Below are 16,249 nucleotides of genomic sequence, written 5' to 3'. Positions count from 1 at the left end.
GCTACGAGGAGGCCGGCGGACCACTCGGCGGAGCCGCATGGCAGGGGCTTCACCCCTGGAGCCCGGGGCCTGGGGCGGAGCCCCACCACGCGGCGGAGCCGCATATCGATGCTGTGGGGGAAGGGGCGGGGAGGGGAACAGCCCGCCGCAGGCGACGAGACCCGCCGAACACCCCCTAGCCGCGGCCATTCGGCTCCGCCCCCGGCGTGGGCGGGAGAAGCCCCAGCTCGGCGGCGCGGACCCCGGCCTGGAACCGGGAGTTGGCGCCGAGCTGGGACATGATGTCGGCCACATAGCGCCGGTAGGTGCGCACCGAGACGGTGAGTTCGCGGGCCGCGACCTCGTCGGTGACCCCGGCCTGGAGGTACCTCAGGATGCGGCGGGCGAACGCCGCCCGCGTACGGTCCCCGAAGACGAACCGCTCCCCGGCCCGGAAGGCGTCCTTCCAGATGGACTCGAAGAGCATCCGCAGCGAGTGCAGCAGCTCCGCCACCCGGATCACCGACGCCCGCCGCCCCGCCGCCGACTCGGCCACCACCAGCGCCACGCTGTCGTCCACGATGAGCGCCTGGAGCGGCGGCATATGGGCCACCCGGATGGCCACGGCCCGCTCCCGGCCCAGCTGTTCGCGGACGAAGTCGTCGTCCAGCAGCGTGGGCGTGGTCAGCAGCCGGATCGCCACGCCCTCGTGGGCGCCGTAGAGCAGGTCCCGCTCCACCTGGTCGCTGCGCCGCCGCAGCCGGTCCGCCCGGGACGGCCGTCGTGCGTGGATGATGTCGATGCTGGTCCGCGCCTCCTTGACCAGGCCCGCGGCCGTCTCCAGCACCGCGTCGTAGGTGTTGTCGACCCCGGTGATGAGCTGCTCCTGGGAGCTGCGGTCCCGGTGCAGCGCGACCATCGACTCAATGCGCGCCTTCGCTTCCAGCAGGGCCTTTTCGAGTTCGTCCTCGCGCGAGCCGGACATGCCAACCATCCCCCTGAAGATATGGATCAGCGGGCCGCCGCGATCCCCCGTGACGGCCCGGTCCCGACAGCGTTGTGTCGTCGCCCTCAGTCGCCCTCAGTCGGCGAGCAGGCCGAGCTCGACCGCGCGCGCCCCGGCCTGGAAGCGCGAGCTGGCGTCCAGCTCCCGCATGATCTCCGCGACATGTCGGCGGTAGGTGCGCAGCGACACATTGATCGCCCGCGCCGCGGTCTCATCGGTGTGCCCGGCGCGCAGGGCCTCCAGAACGGTGCGGGCGAACTCCGTGCGCAGCCTCGGCGCGAGCCCGAGGTGGTCCGCCAGCTTGCGGCCCCGGGACCAGGCACCGGCGAAGAGGAGCTCCAGGGCCCGTACGGCGCCGAGGTCGTTGACGACGGCCACCTGCCCCTCCGGCCCCTGCCCCTCCGGCTCCTGCCCCACCGGCTCCTGGACCTGCGTCTGCACCAGCGCCGAGGCGCCGTCGACCACCACGATGCCGCGCAACTCGCTCTGCGAGACGCGCACTTCGGGACGGACCCGGGTCAGCGGGCGCAGCCGCTCGGCCACGCCCTCCGCGGCCGGCACATTGCACAGCACCCGGACCACCGCCCGGCTCGGGGTGCGGTCCAGCTCCTCGATCACGGCGTTCTCGAAGGCGCCCGCGCCGGTGAGCGTCACGGCCACCGAGTACCGCGCGCCGCCGATGAGCGGGGCGAGGGAGTCGCCGAGCCGGGCGCCGTCGGTGCGCACCACCGGAGAGGGCGTGGTCAGTCTGCGCGAGTGCAGCAGAACCGTGGACTCGATCAGCTTGCGCGCCTGTAACAGCGCCTGTTCCAGATGAGACGCGTGGTCGCCGGACCGCTCCGTCGTCTCGTCGGCACCCCGTGGATCAACACCACGTGGATCAATTGCCACACCCATCCCGAATCCCCCGTCGATTGGCGTGCACCGGTTCTTCGCCATCCACCGAGCCCTGAGAATTCACCCGAGCGGAATGGCACCGTGCGTAGCAGTGTATTGGACACTAGATTGAGCGAACAGATTGGGTCAACCGCAAGCGAGTCAAGGCGCTCACCGGCCAAAGAACAAGTAAACGACCGTTTTCAGTGAGGCGTGCACCCATGCGCCGCTACTGTCAGGTTGCTGCGCACCGACCCCCTAAACGGAATCGCTCCCCCTCCTTTTCGCGCCGATGCGCATGCGCACGATCACGCTTCGCCACACCGGTGACCTCTTGAGGCCAACGCCGCTCCCCCTCAGGCACCTTGCTGCCTACGGTGATCACGTGATGGCACGGCCTCGCGGGCCGCTTCAGCACCTTACGCCACAGTAGTCGGCAATGACCACATCCACATCAGGCATTTTGGCCTGCGCTATCGACTGAAAAGCGCCATGAATTGCCTCCGTCTTTGTTGAGCGATAAAGAATTCAACCGTGCCAGGGGAATGAATTCGGCCATGCTTTGCGCTCCCCCGCCCGTCCTGCCGGGGAACGAATCCCACTCCCCCGCACGGCGGAGCCGGATGGTCCCGGAGAGGGACGCGGCCCCCGGCACCGAGCGCGAAGATGATCGCAACGCACAGAAGGAGAGCTCATGGACCGGTGGGACCGGATGGGGCGGCTGGCCGCGTACGGGGGCGCCGCCGCCATGGCCCCCTATGCCGTGATCAAAGTGTCGTGGGTGGTCGGCTCACTGCTCGGACTGGCGCCCGTCGGGGCCGGGTTCGGGCTCGCCGAATGGGTGGTGCTCAACACCGTGACGGTCGGCATGGCGGTCATCGGGATCGCTCTGGGACTGGCACTGGCCCGGCCGTGGGGGATGCGGCTGCCCGGGGTGCCGCTGGTCTTCTGCGCCTGGGTCGGCGCGGGGTTCCTGGTCTCGATGCTGCCGTACGCGGTGGCCGACTCGCTGGTGTCGGAGCCGGACACCTCCGGGTCCGGGAGCGACAGCGACCCGCAGATGCCCGGCTGGGAGGCCGCCCTGATCCAGTTCGGCTTCATCGGCATGGGCCTGGGCCTCACCCTCGCACTCCCCGCCTATCTGCGCAGGCGCTGGCCGGAAGCGTTCACCGGCCGGACCGACGGGCCCGCACCGCTCGGCCGGGCGGCCGTGGCGCTCGGCGCCGCCGTCGGCCTGATGTGGCTGTACTGGGCGGCGGGCGGCACCGCGGGCCTCGCCCACCCCGACGAGGGCCGCACCACCTGGCGCCTGCTGTGCGGGATCTGCGGCACCTGGGCGCTGGTCGCCGCGTTCGCCGTGGCCCGCCCGGGGCGCGAGGGCCCCGGCCGGCTCCCCCGCTGGCTGCCGTCGGTCCTCGGCTGGCTCGGCTCGGGCTCGCTCTTCGCCTGGAGCGGCTGGAAGCTGCCCTTCACCCTGTACGTCGCGATCGCCTCACCCTCCGACGTCGTCCTCCCGGAGCGGCTGGGCCTCGCGATCACCCTCCACCTGTGCGCCGTTGCGGCGGGCGCCGCGATGATGTGGACCCTCACCCGCGCCCCGTCCCGGACCACCCCGGACGTGGCCACGGCCCCGCCCGCCTGACGCCGCCTGACGCCAACGGCCGCGCGGGGCCGGAGACTTCCGCCTCAGCCCTTCCGTCGCTGCCCTGAGCGATTCTCGGAAAAGGCCAGGTCGCGTTCTCGCGCGGGGTTTCGGGCTGCGGAGTTGACCGCGTAGACGCAAACAAGACGGAGGTCAACGCGACGGCATACCAGCTGCGTGATGACGCGCTAAGGTTGTGCAGCTTACGTGACATCCGTCCATAGATGTGCTGGTTCTGAAGTCACCGTGATGAGACGTCAGCAGGCTTGTCCGAACGCGGCAATCCGGCTGGACGCTGAAGTATCTGGGGGGAACTCGCCATGACCGAAGCTCCGATTGACGCTTCCGACACCGGCACCGGCACCGGCACCGACGATGCCGACCGCAAGGTTGTCGAGCAGGAGCAGGCCGAGATACGAGAGTTCGTCAAGGGGCTGAGCGCGGACGACATCAAGTCGGGCAACTGGTTCACCAAGCTCAGCGCTCATGCCCTGAACTCCTACACCAGCAAGGTCGACTGGCAGTACTTCCAGGAACGGTATGCGGGCGTACCCGCGGACGCCATCGTCGATCAGCGGATCAAGATGGCGGCTCGGTACGCGGCGCTCGAAGGCGGCCTCTCCGCCGGGGCCTACACGGCGGCCGTCGCCGCCACCCTCGGAAGCCTTGGAGGTGCCTCGCCGGCGACTGTCCCGGCCGCCGTCGCGACGCTGATGGTCGATGTCGCATTCATCTCCCGGCTCCAGCTCCGCCTGGCGTACGACATCGCAGTCCTCTATCGGGTCCCGCTCGACCTGTCCGACCCCGATGACATGTGGAAGCTCATTCGAGTGGCCTTCACCATCAAGAGTGGGGAAGTGGTCCGGGGCGGTGTGGTCAAGGCGGTCCCGGCCATCGTACGGCCGGTGATCAAGCGCTTCTACTCCAAAGCAGTACTGACCGCCGCGAAGGGGCTCCCCTTCGTCGGCAAGTTTCTTCTGCAGCGTAACGTCATCAAGATCGGTATCCCCGTGGTCGGCGTTCCCCTTGCGGTGGTGTTGAACCGCTACACGACGCTGCTCGCGGGGCGGCACGCGCAAGTTGTCTTCCGGAACGAGGCGCGGGTGATCGAACTCGCCGAGAATCTGAGCAAGCAGAGTCAGCACCCTCAATTGATGCTGTGGGTCGCGTGGCTCGTTATCAGGGCGAACCACAAGATTACCGACGATGAGACGCTGTTGATGCGTCACCTGGTGTGGCTGGTCCGGGAGCGGCATCAGGTCGTCGACGAACAGCTCGCTCACCTTGTCGATATCGACCCCGCCGAGGTGTGGCGGCGCATAGACGCCGAACCAGGGGATCTGAGTGACATTCTCGACGTGGCCGACAGGGTGGCCACTGTGGACGGTGCCGCCAACGCACGCGAGAAGGCCGTCATCTCCGAGCTTGAAGACCGTTGCCGCCACCGAGTCTGACGCCGTGACGCGCCTCCGTACGGCGACTCCCCCTACGTGGCGGGTCGACGAGCCGGAGTCGCGCACGCTGCCGTTTGTTCAGGGCGGACCACCGACGCATAAGCATCGGCCCACACCTCAGTCCCGCACACCGCGCACAGTGCGCGCACATAAAACCGCGGGTCAGGCGCCCTTGGCAGCAGGTTCAAGAATGGCGACGCACTCCACATGATGCGTCACCGGGAAGAGGTCGAAGGCGCGGGTCCGGCGCGGGGCGTAGCCCGCCTCGCGGAAGTACTTGAGGTCGCGGGCGAGGGCCGCCGGGTCGCAGGCGACGTAGGCGATGCGGCGGGCGCCCAGGGCCGCGAGGCGGGTGACCGTCTCCTTACCCGCGCCCGCTCGGGGCGGGTCCAGGACGATCAGGTCGGCCTCGGTGATCCCGGTGCGGGGCAGCACCTGCTCGACCTTGCCGTGCTCGACGCGGACGCGCTCCAGGTCCTGGAGGTTGTGCCGGGCGTCCTCGACCGCGCGCTTGTTCGACTCGATGCCCAGCACCGCGCCGCGCTCCCCCACCCGCTCGGCGATCGCGCCCGCGAAGAGGCCGACGCCGCAGTACAGGTCGAGGGCCATCTCGCCCTTACGGGGCATCAGGCCCTGCATCACGGCCTCGACGAGGACGTCCGCCGCCTTCGCGTGCACCTGCCAGAAGCCGCCCTCGCCGACCCGCCAGGTGCGGCCCGCCGCGCGCTCGCGGACGAAGGGGCGGCCGTGGACGCGGTGCACCAGACGGGTCCGCTCCCGGCCGCGGGACTCGCTGACCCGCAGCACGGAGACCGGCCGGTCCAGTTCCACGATCGGCAGCCGGGCGCCGGGGCGCGGGGTGAGGACCACCTGCCGGTCGGAGGAGCCGGTGGCGGCGATGGCCTCCACGGTGGCGATCTGGGGCCATTCGCGCTTCTCGACGCCGAGTTCGGTGACGCCGGGGGCGGCGATCAGACAGTGGTCGATCGGCTCGACCTCGTGCGAGCGGTGGCGGCGCAGCCCGGGGCGGCCCTGCTCGTCCACCGCGTACTGCACCCGGGTGCGCCAGGCCGGGACCTCGCCGCGGGCCACCTTGTCGCCGGGCGCGGGCTCGACCGTGCCGTCCCAGCCCGCCTCTTCGGGGGTGAGCCCGGCCAGCCGGGCCAGCTGCTCGGTGATCACGTCGGCCTTGAGCCTGCGCTGGGCGCCGGGGGCGGCGTGCTGCCAGTCGCAGCCGCCGCACTTGCCGGGCCCGGCGAACGGGCACGGCGCCTCGACCCGGTCCTTGGAGGCGTCCAGCACCCGCACCGCGTCGGCGCGCAGGAAGCGCGCGCCCTCCTCGCCCTCGGTCACCCGGGCGACGACCCGCTCGCCGGGCAGCGCGTGCCGGACGAACAGCACCTGGCCCTCGGCGGTCCGGGCGATGCAGTGGCCGCCGTGCGCCACCGGGCCGACCTCGACCTCGTACTCCTCGCCGACCAGCGATGCCTTGGGTTCACTTTGCATGGCGGGCTCAGGCTCCAGAAGGGGTGAGGGGGCGCGGTGGAACAACAGCCCACCAGTCTACGTCGCACCGGACCTCACCCCGTCAACGCCCGGACGTCCCGTAGGCCTGCGGGCCTAGCGACCCGTGGTGACGCCCGGCTTCTCGCCCTTCGGCTTCTCGCCCTTCTCCCGCTTGGGCGGGATCACCGGGCCGCGCCGCACCGCGCCCGGCGCGCTCCACTCGGCCCGCTTGCGGGCCCGCTTGCGGGCCAGCTCGGAGGAGTCCAGCTGCCACGGCACGGAGGTCACCATGACGCCCGGGGTGAAGAGCAGCCGCCCCTTGAGCCGCAGCGCGCTCTGGTTGTGCAGCAGATGCTCGTACCAGTGGCCGACCACGTACTCGGGGATGAAGACGGAGACCACATCGCGCGGGCTCTCCCGGCGCAGGCTCTTGACGTAGTCGATCACCGGCCGGGTGATCTCGCGGTAGGGCGAGTCGAGGATCTTGAGCGGCACGTCTATGCCGCGCTCGTGCCATACCTCCTGCAGCGCCTTGGTCTCGGCGGGGTCCACATTGATGCTCAGCGCCTCCAGCCGGTGGGAGCGCATCAGCTTGGCGTAGGCCAGTGCGCGCAGCGTCGGCTTGTGGATCTTGGAGACCAGGACGATGGAGTGCACCCGGGAGGGGCGCACCTCCTCCTCGTCGAGCTGTTCGGTGGCCGCCGCCAGTTCCTCGGAGACACCGTCGTAGTGGCGCCTGATGGCCGTCATGGTGACGTAGAAGATGACCATGCCGAGCAGGGCGACCCAGGCGCCGTGGGTGAACTTCGTCAGCAGCACCACGACCAGCACCAGGCCGGTGAAGAAGGCCCCGAAGGTGTTGATCGCGCGGGCGCGGATCATACGGCGGCGGGTGTTGGGGTTCCGCTCGGTGGCCAGATGGCGGTTCCAGTGCCGCACCATGCCGGTCTGGCTGAGGGTGAACGAGACGAAGACACCGACGATGTAGAGCTGGATCAGCCGGGTGGAGTCGGCCCCGTAGAGGTAGACCAGGACCGCGGCGGCCGAGGCCAGCAGCACGATGCCGTTGGAGAAGGCGAGCCGGTCGCCGCGGGTGTGCAGCTGGCGGGGCAGATAGCGGTCCTGGGCCAGGATCGAGCCGAGCAGCGGGAAGCCGTTGTACGCGGTGTTGGCGGCCAGGAACAGCACCAGCGCGGTGGCCGCGGCCAGCACCACGAAGAAGAACGAGCCGTCGCCGAAGACCGCGGCCGCGACCTGCGAGATCACCGGGTTCTGGGTGTAGTCGGCGCCGAGCGGTACCCCGTTCCTCAGCAGGTCTTGCGCGGGGTTCTCGGCCATCTTGACGTTGGTGACCAGGGCGAGGGTGATGATGCCGACGAACATGGCCACGGCGAGGCCGCCCATCAACGCCAGCGTCGTGGCCGCGTTACGGCTCTTGGGCTTGCGGAAGGCGGGCACGCCGTTGCTGATCGCCTCGACGCCGGTCAGGGCGGCACAGCCGTCGGAGAACGCGCGCAGCAGCAGGAAGATCAGCGCGAAGCCGGCCAGCCCGGTCTGCTCGGCGTGGACCTCGAAGCCCGCGGTGGGGGCCTTCATGTCGTCGCCCAGGACCAGCCCGCGGTAGGCACCCCAGAGGATCATCGCGAAGACGCCGCCGACGAAGACATAGGTGGGGATCGCGAAGAGCTTGCCCGACTCCCGTACGCCGCGCAGGTTCATGAGCGTCAGCAGCAGGATGATCCCGACCGCGCAGAACGTCTTGTTCTCGACGAAGAAGGGGACGGCCGAGCCGAGGTTCTCCACCCCTGAGGAGATCGACACCGCCACCGTGAGGACGTAGTCGACCAGCAGGGCGCTGGCGACGGTCAACCCGGCCTTGGGGCCGAGGTTGGTGGTGGCGACCTCGTAGTCACCGCCTCCGCTGGGGTACGCGTGGACGTTCTGGCGGTACGAGGCGACCACCGTGAACATCAGCACGATGATGGCGATCGTGATCCACGGGCTGTAGTGGTAGGCCGACGCACCCGCCACGGACAGAACGATCATCACCTGCCCCGGCGCGTACGCGACGGAGGACAGGGGGTCGGAGGCGAAGACGGGGAGCGCGATGCGCTTCGGGAGGAGGGTCTCCCCCAGCTTGTCGCTGCGCAGCGCCCGCCCGATCAGGATCCGTTTCGGGAGGTCGGTCAGTTTGGACACGCAGAGGATCGTAAGGGGTAGCCCGGGCCCCCGCCCACCCGCCCACCCCCGGGAAAAGGGGCGGGCGGGAGCACTGACCCCCGGGCGGTCAGGCCAGTCGCGCGGGCAGGGTGCGGTGGCCGTTGGAAATGAAGGACTCCACCGGCTCCAGCGGGTCCTGTCCGGACGCGAGCGTGAGCCCGGGGAAGCGGTCGAAGAGCGCCGGGAGCGCGGTCGCGGCCTCCAGCCGCCCCAGCGGGGCGCCGACGCACAGATGGACGCCGTGGCCGAACGCCAGATGGCTCTTGAGCCGCCGGGTGACGTCGAAGGCGGCCGCGTCCCCGCCGTGCACCTCCGGGTCGCGTCCGGCGGCCGCGTAGGCGGCCAGGATCGCGTCGCCCTTGCGCAACACCACGCCGCCGTCCAGCTCGATGTCCTCCACGGCGTAGCGCAGCGGCAGGTTGGCGACCGGGGCGGAGTGCCGCAGTGTCTCCTCGATCACATCGTCCCAGCTGGCCCGGCCCGCCCGGACGTGCTCGAGCTGCTCGGGCCGGGTGAGCAGCGCGTGGATGGCGTTGTCCAGGAGGTTGACCGTGGTCTCGTGACCGGCCGAGAGGAACAGGGCGAGGGTGTCGGTGAGCTCCTTCTCGCTGAGCCTGGAGCCGCTCTCCTCCTCCCGCACCGCGATCAGACCGCTGGTCAGGTCGTCGCCGGGCTGCTCACGCTTGGTGGCCACCAGCTCGCCGAGGACGGCGTACATCTCGCCGTAGGTGGCGGTGACCTCGTCCGCGGAGGCGGAGGTGTGGAAGATGCTGTCCACGACCCGGCGCATCCGCTCGCGCAGGTTCTCGTCCTCGAGCCCGAACAGCTCGGAGATCACCTGGATGGGCAGCGGGTACGCGTACGCCTCGCGCAGGTCGACCACCTCGCCCGGCCCGGCGGCGGCCAGGTCGTCCAGGAGCCTGGCGCAGATCTCCTCGATGCGCGGCCGCAGGGCGGAGGTGCGCCGCGCGGTGAACGCCTTGGAGACCAGGGTGCGCAGCCGCCGGTGCTCACCGCCGTAGGCCGTGAACATGTTCTCCACGGCGACCCAGGTGATCAGCGGCCACTCGGGCGAGATCTCACCGTTGTTCCACGCGCGCCAGTGCTGCCGGGGGTCCTTGGAGACCCGGGGGTCGGTCAGCAGCTGTTTGAGCGTGCGCTGGCGGGTTATTGCCCACGCCACCACGCCGTCAGGAAGCTCAACAGGCGTCGCCTCGCCGCCCGCTGCGACTCGGGCTGCCTCTCCGACGATGTCGCGGCCGGCGGGGTCGAGGACGATGGGACGGGGTTCCACTGGCTGCCTCCAGGGCTCTCGTCGAATGGGGCCAACGTGGACGACGTGGACACGGGCGCCGCGAACGGCTCGGCCTGAGCCGCCGCCTGGGCGGGGAAGCGCACCGGCAGGGCGGCCAGGGCGCGGTGGAAGGGTCCGGTCCGCCAGGTCAGCCGCTCGACGGGGACCGCGAGTTCCATGTCCGGGAGGCGGTCCAGGAGCCGCTCGATGGCCACGGAGGCGATCACCCGGGCGGGCCGCTCGGCGGGGCAGCGGTGGGCGCCCGCGCTCCAGGCCAGATGGGCCCGGTTGCCGGAGCGGCGGTCGGAGGCCAGGGCGGCCTCGTGGTTGGCCGCCGCGTAGCTGATCAGCACCGGGTCGCCCTTGCGCAGCCGTACGCCCCCCACCTCGCAGTCGTACCGGGGGAAGCGGGTGCCGTAGTTGGCCATCGGCGGATCGTTCCAGAGCACCTCGTCCAGGGCGTCCTGGACGGGCATGCTGCCGCCGGACAGCTCACCGGCGAAGCGGTCGTCCGACAGCAGCAGCCGCAGCGCGTTGGTGATCAGGTTCTGCGCGGGGTCGGTACCGGCCGCCATCATCAGGATGATCTGCTGCATCAGCTCGTCGTCGGAGAGCTGCGAGGGATGCGCGATCAGCCAGGAGGTGACGTCGGCGGCGAGGTGCTCGCGCTTCTCCGCCACCAGGCCGGAGATCCACCGGAGCAGTTCGTCGTTGGCGGCCGCCGCGTCCTCGCCGCTGTCGAAGAGCTTCATCATCGTCTCGACCAGCTTCGGCCCGTCCGCCGGGCGGGCGCCGAAGAGCTGGTTGAAGACCAGCAGCGGGAGCACCGACGCGTACTCGGTGATCAGATCGGCCTGGCCCCGGGAGGCGAAGGCGTCGATCAGCGTCTCCGCGCTGCGCTCGACGTACTCGCTGAGGGCGTGCGGATCCACCCGGTCCAGGCTGTCGGTGACCGCCCCGCGCAGCCGGGCGTGCGCCTCCCCGTCGCTGAACAGCGCGTTCGGCCGGTACATCATCATCGGCGCGACCGGGTTGTCCGGCCCCACGGTGCCGTCCTGCACCGCCCGCCAGCTACGCGGGTCCTTGGCGAACCGCTCGGTGTCGCGCAGGATCTCCAGGCCGAGCTGATAGCTGGTGACCAGCGAGGCGTGCACCCCCGGCGACAGCTCGACCGGGGCGATCGGCCCGAAGGTGGCGCGCATCCGCGCATAGGCGCCGTGCGGGTCGTCGGCGAACTCGGGACCGTACATCGGTACGGCCGCGCGGGACCCGGTGGCGCCCCCGGCCTCGGCGGGAGCGGCGTGCGCGGGGCAGCCGGGTGGCGGAACGGGTCCGGCGGCTGGACTGGTGGTCACACAATCTCCTGAGAACTACGGGTCTGGCGGGCCTGTAGGTACTGGACGAGGGCGATCAGCGCGTGGGTGGAGGAGGTCCGGTCCCGGGCGTCGCAGGTCACCAGGGGCGTCTCCGGAAGCAGATCGAGGGCCTCCCGGACCTCCGGCTCGGCGAAGCGGGGAGCGCCCTCGAAGTGGTTGACGGCGACGGCGTACGGCAGTCCGTGCTCCTCCAGGACGGCCATCACCGGGAAGGACTGCTCCAGCCGCCGGGTGTCGGCCAGCACCAGCGCGCCCAGCGCCCCGAGCGTCATGTCCCGCCACAGCCGGGTGAAGCGCTGCTGCCCCGGCGTGCCGAACAGATAGAGCACCAGGGACTCGCTGAGGGTGAGCCGGCCGAAGTCCATGGCGACCGTGGTGGTCGTCTTGTCCTCGGTGCCCCGCAGATCGTCGGTGAGCGCACCGGCCTCGGTCATCGTCTCCTCGGTGCGCAGCGGCCGGATCTCGGACAGCGAGCTCACATAGGTCGTCTTGCCGACGGCGAAGTGCCCGACGACCAGGATCTTCGCCGCCACCCGCACCGTGGCCGGGAGGTAGGCCGCCTGGTCAGAGGCGAGCGCGGAGTCCATCGAGCACCTCCTGGAGCAGCTGGACCTCGGGGAGTTCGGCGGGCGGGATGGGGGCCCGCGCGCTGATGTGGCCGCTGTCCACGAGGTCGCCGAGCAGGACCTTGGTGACGCTGACGGGCAGCTCCAGATACCCGCAGACCTCGGCCACCGAGAGCGCCCCGCCCAGACACAGCTCCATGACCCGCCGCTTCTCCGGGCTGAGCCCGGTGAGCGGCCGGTCGGGATGGGCCATGACCAGGGTCACCAGGTCGAAGGTGTTACGAGTCGGGTAGGCACGGCCGTCGGTCACGACATACGGCCGTACCAATCCTCGTTCGCGCCTCCCAGGGCTCATGCGTGACTGCCGATCCCCTGCCGCGGGAGGCCCTGCCTCGGCGGGCTGGTGAGCTCCTTGCCGAGCCGGTCGACGAGTTTCTGCATCCGGTAGCTGACCGCCTCCATGTCCACGGCCTCGGTGGCCGAGACCGCCAGATACGCACCGGGCCCGGCGGCGATCAGGAAGACGTACCCGCCGACGAACTCGACGAGCGTCTGCTGCCACGGCGTCTCGTGCGGATCACAGAACTCGGAGGTGGAGCGGCTGATCGACTGCAGCCCGGAGAGTGCGGCGGCCTGGCGTTCGGCCTCGTCGCGCGCGATGCCCTGGGAGTGCGCCCGGAGCATCCCGTCCGCGGAGAGCAGGATCGCGTGCCGCGCCTCCGGCATCTTGACGACCTCGTCGAGCATCCAGCCGAGCTCGTTGTTGAGATGGTCGTTCATGCCTGGCGATTCCCTTCGTCATGGTGAGCGGCGGAGTCCTGGGTGGCGGAACGGCCGGAGCGGGTGCCGCGGGCGAACGCGCCCATCCGCGAAGCGGTTTCCTTCGCCGACCGCGCACGGAACGCGCCCGTGTCGGGGTCGGCGGCGCCGGTCTGCCCGGCGCCGGTGGTCCAGTCGCCGGACGGCGGGGTGGCGGCGGCCTCCCGGCGGCGGCGCTTGGGCAGACCGCCCGCCGTGGTGCCGTACACGCGGGTGCCCTCGCCGTCGGGGGACAGCTGGGGCGCCGGGGCGGGTGCCGGTTCCGGGGCGGGTGCCGCCGGGGCCGGTGCCGGAGGCTGGGCCTGGTGCGGTGCCTGGGCCTGGTGCGCGGCCGGGGACTGGGCCTGGTGCGCGGCCGGGGCCTGGGCCTGGTGCGGGATCGGGGACTGGGCCGGGGCCCGGCGCGGGATCGGGGACGGCTCCTGCGCCTGGGCCGGGACGGTCGGCGCGTGCGGCGCTCTCCTGGGGGGACGGGTCCGGCGGGAGGGCAGGGTGTGCAGCGGCTCGGCGCCCTCGGGGTCCTGCCCGGCGGTGCCCGGCCGCGCGTCGGGGTCGACATGGGTGAGCAGCTCGGTCGGCAGGAACAGCACGGCGCGCACACCGCCGTACGGGGACCGGGTGTCCACCGAGACGCTGAAGCCGTACCGCCCGGCCAGCAGGCCCACCACGGCGAAGCCGAACTGCGGCGGGTCGCCGAGCCGGACGACGTCCACCGCGCGCTGACCGGAGAGCAGGCCGGCGGCCCGCTGGACCTCCAGGCCGTCCATGCCCACACCGGCGTCGTCGATCACGATGCAGGCCCCGTTGTGCACCGGCTGGAGGCTGACCTCCACCGAGGTGTTGGGCTGCGAGTGGCGCGCGGCGTTGTCCAGCAGCTCGGCGACCGCGAGCACGGCGGGCTCCACGACCCGGCTCACCACGGCGACGTCGATCAGGGCGTGCACCTGAACCCGCTGGTAGTCGCGGATGCGCGACTTGGCGCCGCGGACCACGTCGGTCAGCGAGGAGGCCAGCCGCTGCCGGCCGGGCCAGGAGCCGCAGAGCACCGCGATGGCCTGGGCGCGCCGGCCGAACTGGGCGTTGGCGTGGTCGATCTCCAGCAGGTCCCGCAGCACATCGGGGTTGTCGTGCCGCTCCTGCATCTCGGAGATGGAGACCTGCTGTTCGTTGGCGAGCCCCTGGACGGCTCGCATGGACGCCTTGAGCGCCGCCTTGGCGGAGGCGTCGGCGCGGCTCTGCGCCTTGTCCACCGCCCGGGTGAACTGCTCCATGACGGCGTGCAGGCTCTGCGCGAAGGCCGTACCGGCCAGCTTCTCGTCGCGCAGGCCCGGCAGCGGGCCGGGCTGGCTCAGCGCGTCGGCGATCGAGGGGAGGCGTACGTCGACGAGATGGCGCACCTCCTCGTCACGGGCGCGCAGGCTCTCCTCGAGCGTGGCGTTGCGCCTGCGGACTCCGGCGGTGATCTGCCGCTGGCGGATCAGAAGCACCAGGACGACGAGAAGCGCGGCGGCCAGACACCAGCTCACCGCCTCCGATATGTGATCAGTCATCAGGAACCTCGTGCAGGGGAAACGCGGGCGCGGAAGGAACGTTCAGAGCCCTGATGTCCCGTCCGGAAACGGAATACGACGATCATCTTAGCCATGTCGTGACCTAGCGTCCGACACCCGTGACAAAGTTCGAACCAGCGGGAATCACCGGGCATTTGTCATGTGGTTTCGGTGAAGATCCTGGATTTCAGACGAAGATGAAGGGTCGCGACCACCCGAGGAGCGCCGTAACCCGGGCCCACCGTAGTGGTCACAGCTGATCACCGACAGTCTTTTCACTCTCCATCCGCAACCGGAAATGATCGTTACCTCGTTCCTCCCGGCGTGTCCGCGATCACCTTCGGCCACCTCCCCTCATCACTGATCACCGTGGGAACTTTCCCGCTATGTCGTACGTCACCACCTTCGTTTCCGGACCCTCGCGCGCGGGCGGGGGACCGGGCCGCCGGTACGGATACGGTGGGGACAGGTGCCGCGGCGGCCGATTCCCGTCGTCCCCGGGCACCGGCATCGGGGTCCCGCCCCGCTGTCGCCCCGTACGTCCTGGAAGGAAGATGTGAGCAGGGTGTTTGCGCAGGTCGGCACGGTCATCAGGAGTGCGGGGTAGGACGCATGCATATCGTGATCATGGGCTGTGGCCGGGTGGGCGCGGCCCTCGCCCAGACCCTGGAACAACAGGGGCACACGGTCGCGGTCGTCGACCAGGACCCCACCGCCTTCCGCCGCCTCGGCGCGGGCTTCGGCGGGCGCCGGGTGACCGGCGTCGGCTTCGACCAGGACACCCTGCGCGAGGCGGGCATCGAGGAGGCCGGGGCCTTCGCCGCGGTCAGCAGCGGCGACAACTCCAACATCATCGCGGCCCGGGTGGCCCGCGAGATGTTCGGCGTGGAGAACGTGGCGGCCCGGATCTACGACCCGCGCCGCGCCGAGGTCTACCAGCGCCTGGGCATCCCGACCGTGGCCACGGTGCGCTGGACCGCCGACCAGATGCTGCGGCGGCTGCTGCCGTCCGGCGCGGAGCCGCTGTGGCGGGACCCCAGTGGCGGGGTCCAGCTGGCCGAGGTGCACATCTCCCCCTCGTGGGTGGGCCACAAGGTCAGCACGCTTCAGGAGGAGACCGGGGTGCGGGTCGCGTTCCTCACCCGGCTCGGCGAGGCGATGCTGCCGACCTCCGGGACGGTGCTCCAGGAGGGCGACCTGGTGCATGTGATGATGCGCACCGACGAGGTCGAGAAGGTCGAGGCGGCGTTCGAAAAGGGTCCCGAGGAGGCCGGCCGATGAGGGTTGCCATTGCCGGTGCGGGCGCCGTGGGGCGTTCCATCGCGAGCGAGCTGCTGGAGAACGGGCACGAGGTGCTCCTCATCGACAAGGCGCCGACCGCCATCTCGGTGGAGCGGGTGCCGCAGGCCGAGTGGCTGCTGGCCGACGCGTGCGAGATCACCTCGCTGGACGAGGCCGCGCTGCAGCGCTGCAACGTGGTCATCGCGGCCACCGGTGACGACAAGGTCAACCTCGTGGTCTCACTGCTCGCCAAGACCGAGTACGGGGTGCCCCGGGTGGTCGCCCGGGTCAACAACCCCAAGAACGAGTGGCTGTTCAACGAGGCGTGGGGCGTCGATGTGGCCGTCTCCACCCCGCGTCTGATGTCGGCGCTGGTCGAGGAGGCGGTGAGCGTCGGCGATCTGGTGCGGCTGCTCCGCTTCAGCCACGGCGACGCCAACCTGGTGGAGCTGACGCTGCCGCCGGAGGCGGCGCTGGTGGGCACCCGGGTCGGCGATGTGGAGTGGCCCGAGGACACCACGCTGGTCACCATCATCCGCGGCACCCGGGTGCTGACCCCGAACAAGGACGATGTGCTGGAGGCCGGGGACGAGCTGCTGTTCGTCGCGGCGCAGGCGCGCGAGGAGCAACTCGAGGCGTTGCTGTCCGTCCAGCGCCAGGACGCCGCGGGCTGACGAGGC

Annotated in this window: 14 protein-coding genes; 4 read left to right on the top strand and 10 right to left on the bottom strand. The window is 70.8% G+C overall.

Annotated features, from left to right (window positions below):
• Positions 1 to 175: 175 nt before the first annotated feature.
• Together JK364_RS21210 and JK364_RS21205 are read right to left on the bottom strand one after the other, a co-directional pair.
• Positions 176 to 964 (bottom strand): helix-turn-helix domain-containing protein, encoded by a 789-nt coding sequence (locus tag JK364_RS21210; RefSeq protein WP_201852712.1) that lies wholly within the window; start codon positions 962 to 964, stop codon positions 176 to 178.
• 96 nt (positions 965 to 1,060) lie between these two features.
• Positions 1,061 to 1,882: a helix-turn-helix domain-containing protein gene (locus JK364_RS21205; RefSeq protein ID WP_201852711.1), complete on the bottom strand. Its 822-nt coding sequence runs from the start codon at positions 1,880 to 1,882 to the stop codon at positions 1,061 to 1,063.
• 673 nt (positions 1,883 to 2,555) lie between these two features.
• Between JK364_RS21205 and JK364_RS21200 the strand changes: the two genes are divergently transcribed.
• Positions 2,556 to 3,503 carry a hypothetical protein gene (locus JK364_RS21200; protein ID WP_201852710.1) on the top strand — a complete coding sequence of 316 codons (948 nt, stop codon included), beginning with the start codon at positions 2,556 to 2,558 and terminating at the stop codon, positions 3,501 to 3,503.
• 320 nt (positions 3,504 to 3,823) lie between these two features.
• On the top strand, positions 3,824 to 4,957 hold the full coding sequence (locus JK364_RS21195; protein WP_201852709.1) for a hypothetical protein: 1,134 nt from the start codon (positions 3,824 to 3,826) through the stop codon (positions 4,955 to 4,957).
• 162 nt (positions 4,958 to 5,119) lie between these two features.
• Here JK364_RS21195 and JK364_RS21190 read toward each other — a convergent pair whose 3' ends face one another.
• The 8 genes from JK364_RS21190 to JK364_RS21155 form a co-directional block, all read right to left on the bottom strand.
• Complete coding sequence (locus JK364_RS21190; RefSeq protein ID WP_201852708.1) at positions 5,120 to 6,463, bottom strand: class I SAM-dependent RNA methyltransferase; 1,344 nt, start codon at positions 6,461 to 6,463, stop codon at positions 5,120 to 5,122.
• A 114-nt stretch (positions 6,464 to 6,577) separates the two neighbouring features.
• Positions 6,578 to 8,662 (bottom strand): APC family permease, encoded by a 2,085-nt coding sequence (locus JK364_RS21185; RefSeq protein WP_201852707.1) that lies wholly within the window; start codon positions 8,660 to 8,662, stop codon positions 6,578 to 6,580.
• A gap of 88 nt (positions 8,663 to 8,750) precedes the next feature.
• Complete coding sequence (locus tag JK364_RS21180) at positions 8,751 to 9,869, bottom strand: cytochrome P450 family protein (RefSeq protein ID WP_307841340.1); 1,119 nt, start codon at positions 9,867 to 9,869, stop codon at positions 8,751 to 8,753.
• The gene (locus JK364_RS21175) at positions 9,851 to 11,332 is read right to left on the bottom strand and encodes a cytochrome P450 (protein ID WP_201852706.1); all 1,482 of its coding nucleotides are present in this window, start codon (positions 11,330 to 11,332) and stop codon (positions 9,851 to 9,853) included. The genes JK364_RS21180 and JK364_RS21175 overlap by 19 nt, the downstream gene beginning before the upstream one ends.
• The gene (locus tag JK364_RS21170; protein ID WP_201852705.1) at positions 11,329 to 11,940 is read right to left on the bottom strand and encodes a GTP-binding protein; all 612 of its coding nucleotides are present in this window, start codon (positions 11,938 to 11,940) and stop codon (positions 11,329 to 11,331) included. Before JK364_RS21170 ends, JK364_RS21175 begins: the two co-directional genes overlap by 4 nt.
• On the bottom strand, positions 11,918 to 12,274 hold the full coding sequence (locus tag JK364_RS21165; RefSeq protein ID WP_201852704.1) for a DUF742 domain-containing protein: 357 nt from the start codon (positions 12,272 to 12,274) through the stop codon (positions 11,918 to 11,920). The genes JK364_RS21170 and JK364_RS21165 overlap by 23 nt, the downstream gene beginning before the upstream one ends.
• Entirely contained in the window at positions 12,271 to 12,699 is a 429-nt protein-coding gene (locus JK364_RS21160) for a roadblock/LC7 domain-containing protein (RefSeq protein ID WP_037962350.1), read from the bottom strand. Before JK364_RS21160 ends, JK364_RS21165 begins: the two co-directional genes overlap by 4 nt.
• Complete coding sequence (locus tag JK364_RS21155) at positions 12,696 to 14,288, bottom strand: ATP-binding protein (protein ID WP_201852703.1); 1,593 nt, start codon at positions 14,286 to 14,288, stop codon at positions 12,696 to 12,698. Before JK364_RS21155 ends, JK364_RS21160 begins: the two co-directional genes overlap by 4 nt.
• Before the next feature lie 612 nt (positions 14,289 to 14,900).
• Here JK364_RS21155 and JK364_RS21150 point away from each other — a divergent pair.
• Positions 14,901 to 15,569, top strand: a complete 669-nt coding sequence (locus tag JK364_RS21150) for a potassium channel family protein (RefSeq protein WP_020867937.1) — start codon at positions 14,901 to 14,903, stop codon at positions 15,567 to 15,569.
• Positions 15,566 to 16,243 (top strand): potassium channel family protein, encoded by a 678-nt coding sequence (locus JK364_RS21145; protein ID WP_201852702.1) that lies wholly within the window; start codon positions 15,566 to 15,568, stop codon positions 16,241 to 16,243. The genes JK364_RS21150 and JK364_RS21145 overlap by 4 nt, the downstream gene beginning before the upstream one ends.
• Positions 16,244 to 16,249: the final 6 nt, after the last annotated feature.

The organism is Streptomyces endocoffeicus (assembly GCF_016741935.1).
GTDB classification, from domain to species: Bacteria; Actinomycetota; Actinomycetes; order Streptomycetales; family Streptomycetaceae; genus Streptomyces; species Streptomyces endocoffeicus.
The sequence above is the reverse complement of the archived record's forward strand: the minus strand, read 5'-3'. Positions and strand labels throughout refer to the sequence as shown.

What these genes read in the sequence shown, in the direction of transcription:
- JK364_RS21145 (WP_201852702.1), top strand. Translation starts at nt 15,566, where the DNA reads ATGAGGGTTGCCATTGCCGGTGCGGGCGCCGTGGGGCGTTCCATCGCG.
- JK364_RS21165 (WP_201852704.1), bottom strand. Translation starts at nt 12,274, where the DNA reads ATGAGCCCTGGGAGGCGCGAACGAGGATTGGTACGGCCGTATGTCGTG.
- JK364_RS21210 (WP_201852712.1), bottom strand. Translation starts at nt 964, where the DNA reads ATGTCCGGCTCGCGCGAGGACGAACTCGAAAAGGCCCTGCTGGAAGCG.
- JK364_RS21195 (WP_201852709.1), top strand. Translation starts at nt 3,824, where the DNA reads ATGACCGAAGCTCCGATTGACGCTTCCGACACCGGCACCGGCACCGGC.
- JK364_RS21170 (WP_201852705.1), bottom strand. Translation starts at nt 11,940, where the DNA reads ATGGACTCCGCGCTCGCCTCTGACCAGGCGGCCTACCTCCCGGCCACG.
- JK364_RS21200 (WP_201852710.1), top strand. Translation starts at nt 2,556, where the DNA reads ATGGACCGGTGGGACCGGATGGGGCGGCTGGCCGCGTACGGGGGCGCC.
- JK364_RS21190 (WP_201852708.1), bottom strand. Translation starts at nt 6,463, where the DNA reads ATGCAAAGTGAACCCAAGGCATCGCTGGTCGGCGAGGAGTACGAGGTC.
- JK364_RS21160 (WP_037962350.1), bottom strand. Translation starts at nt 12,699, where the DNA reads ATGAACGACCATCTCAACAACGAGCTCGGCTGGATGCTCGACGAGGTC.
- JK364_RS21205 (WP_201852711.1), bottom strand. Translation starts at nt 1,882, where the DNA reads ATGGGTGTGGCAATTGATCCACGTGGTGTTGATCCACGGGGTGCCGAC.
- JK364_RS21150 (WP_020867937.1), top strand. Translation starts at nt 14,901, where the DNA reads ATGCATATCGTGATCATGGGCTGTGGCCGGGTGGGCGCGGCCCTCGCC.
- JK364_RS21155 (WP_201852703.1), bottom strand. Translation starts at nt 14,288, where the DNA reads ATGACTGATCACATATCGGAGGCGGTGAGCTGGTGTCTGGCCGCCGCG.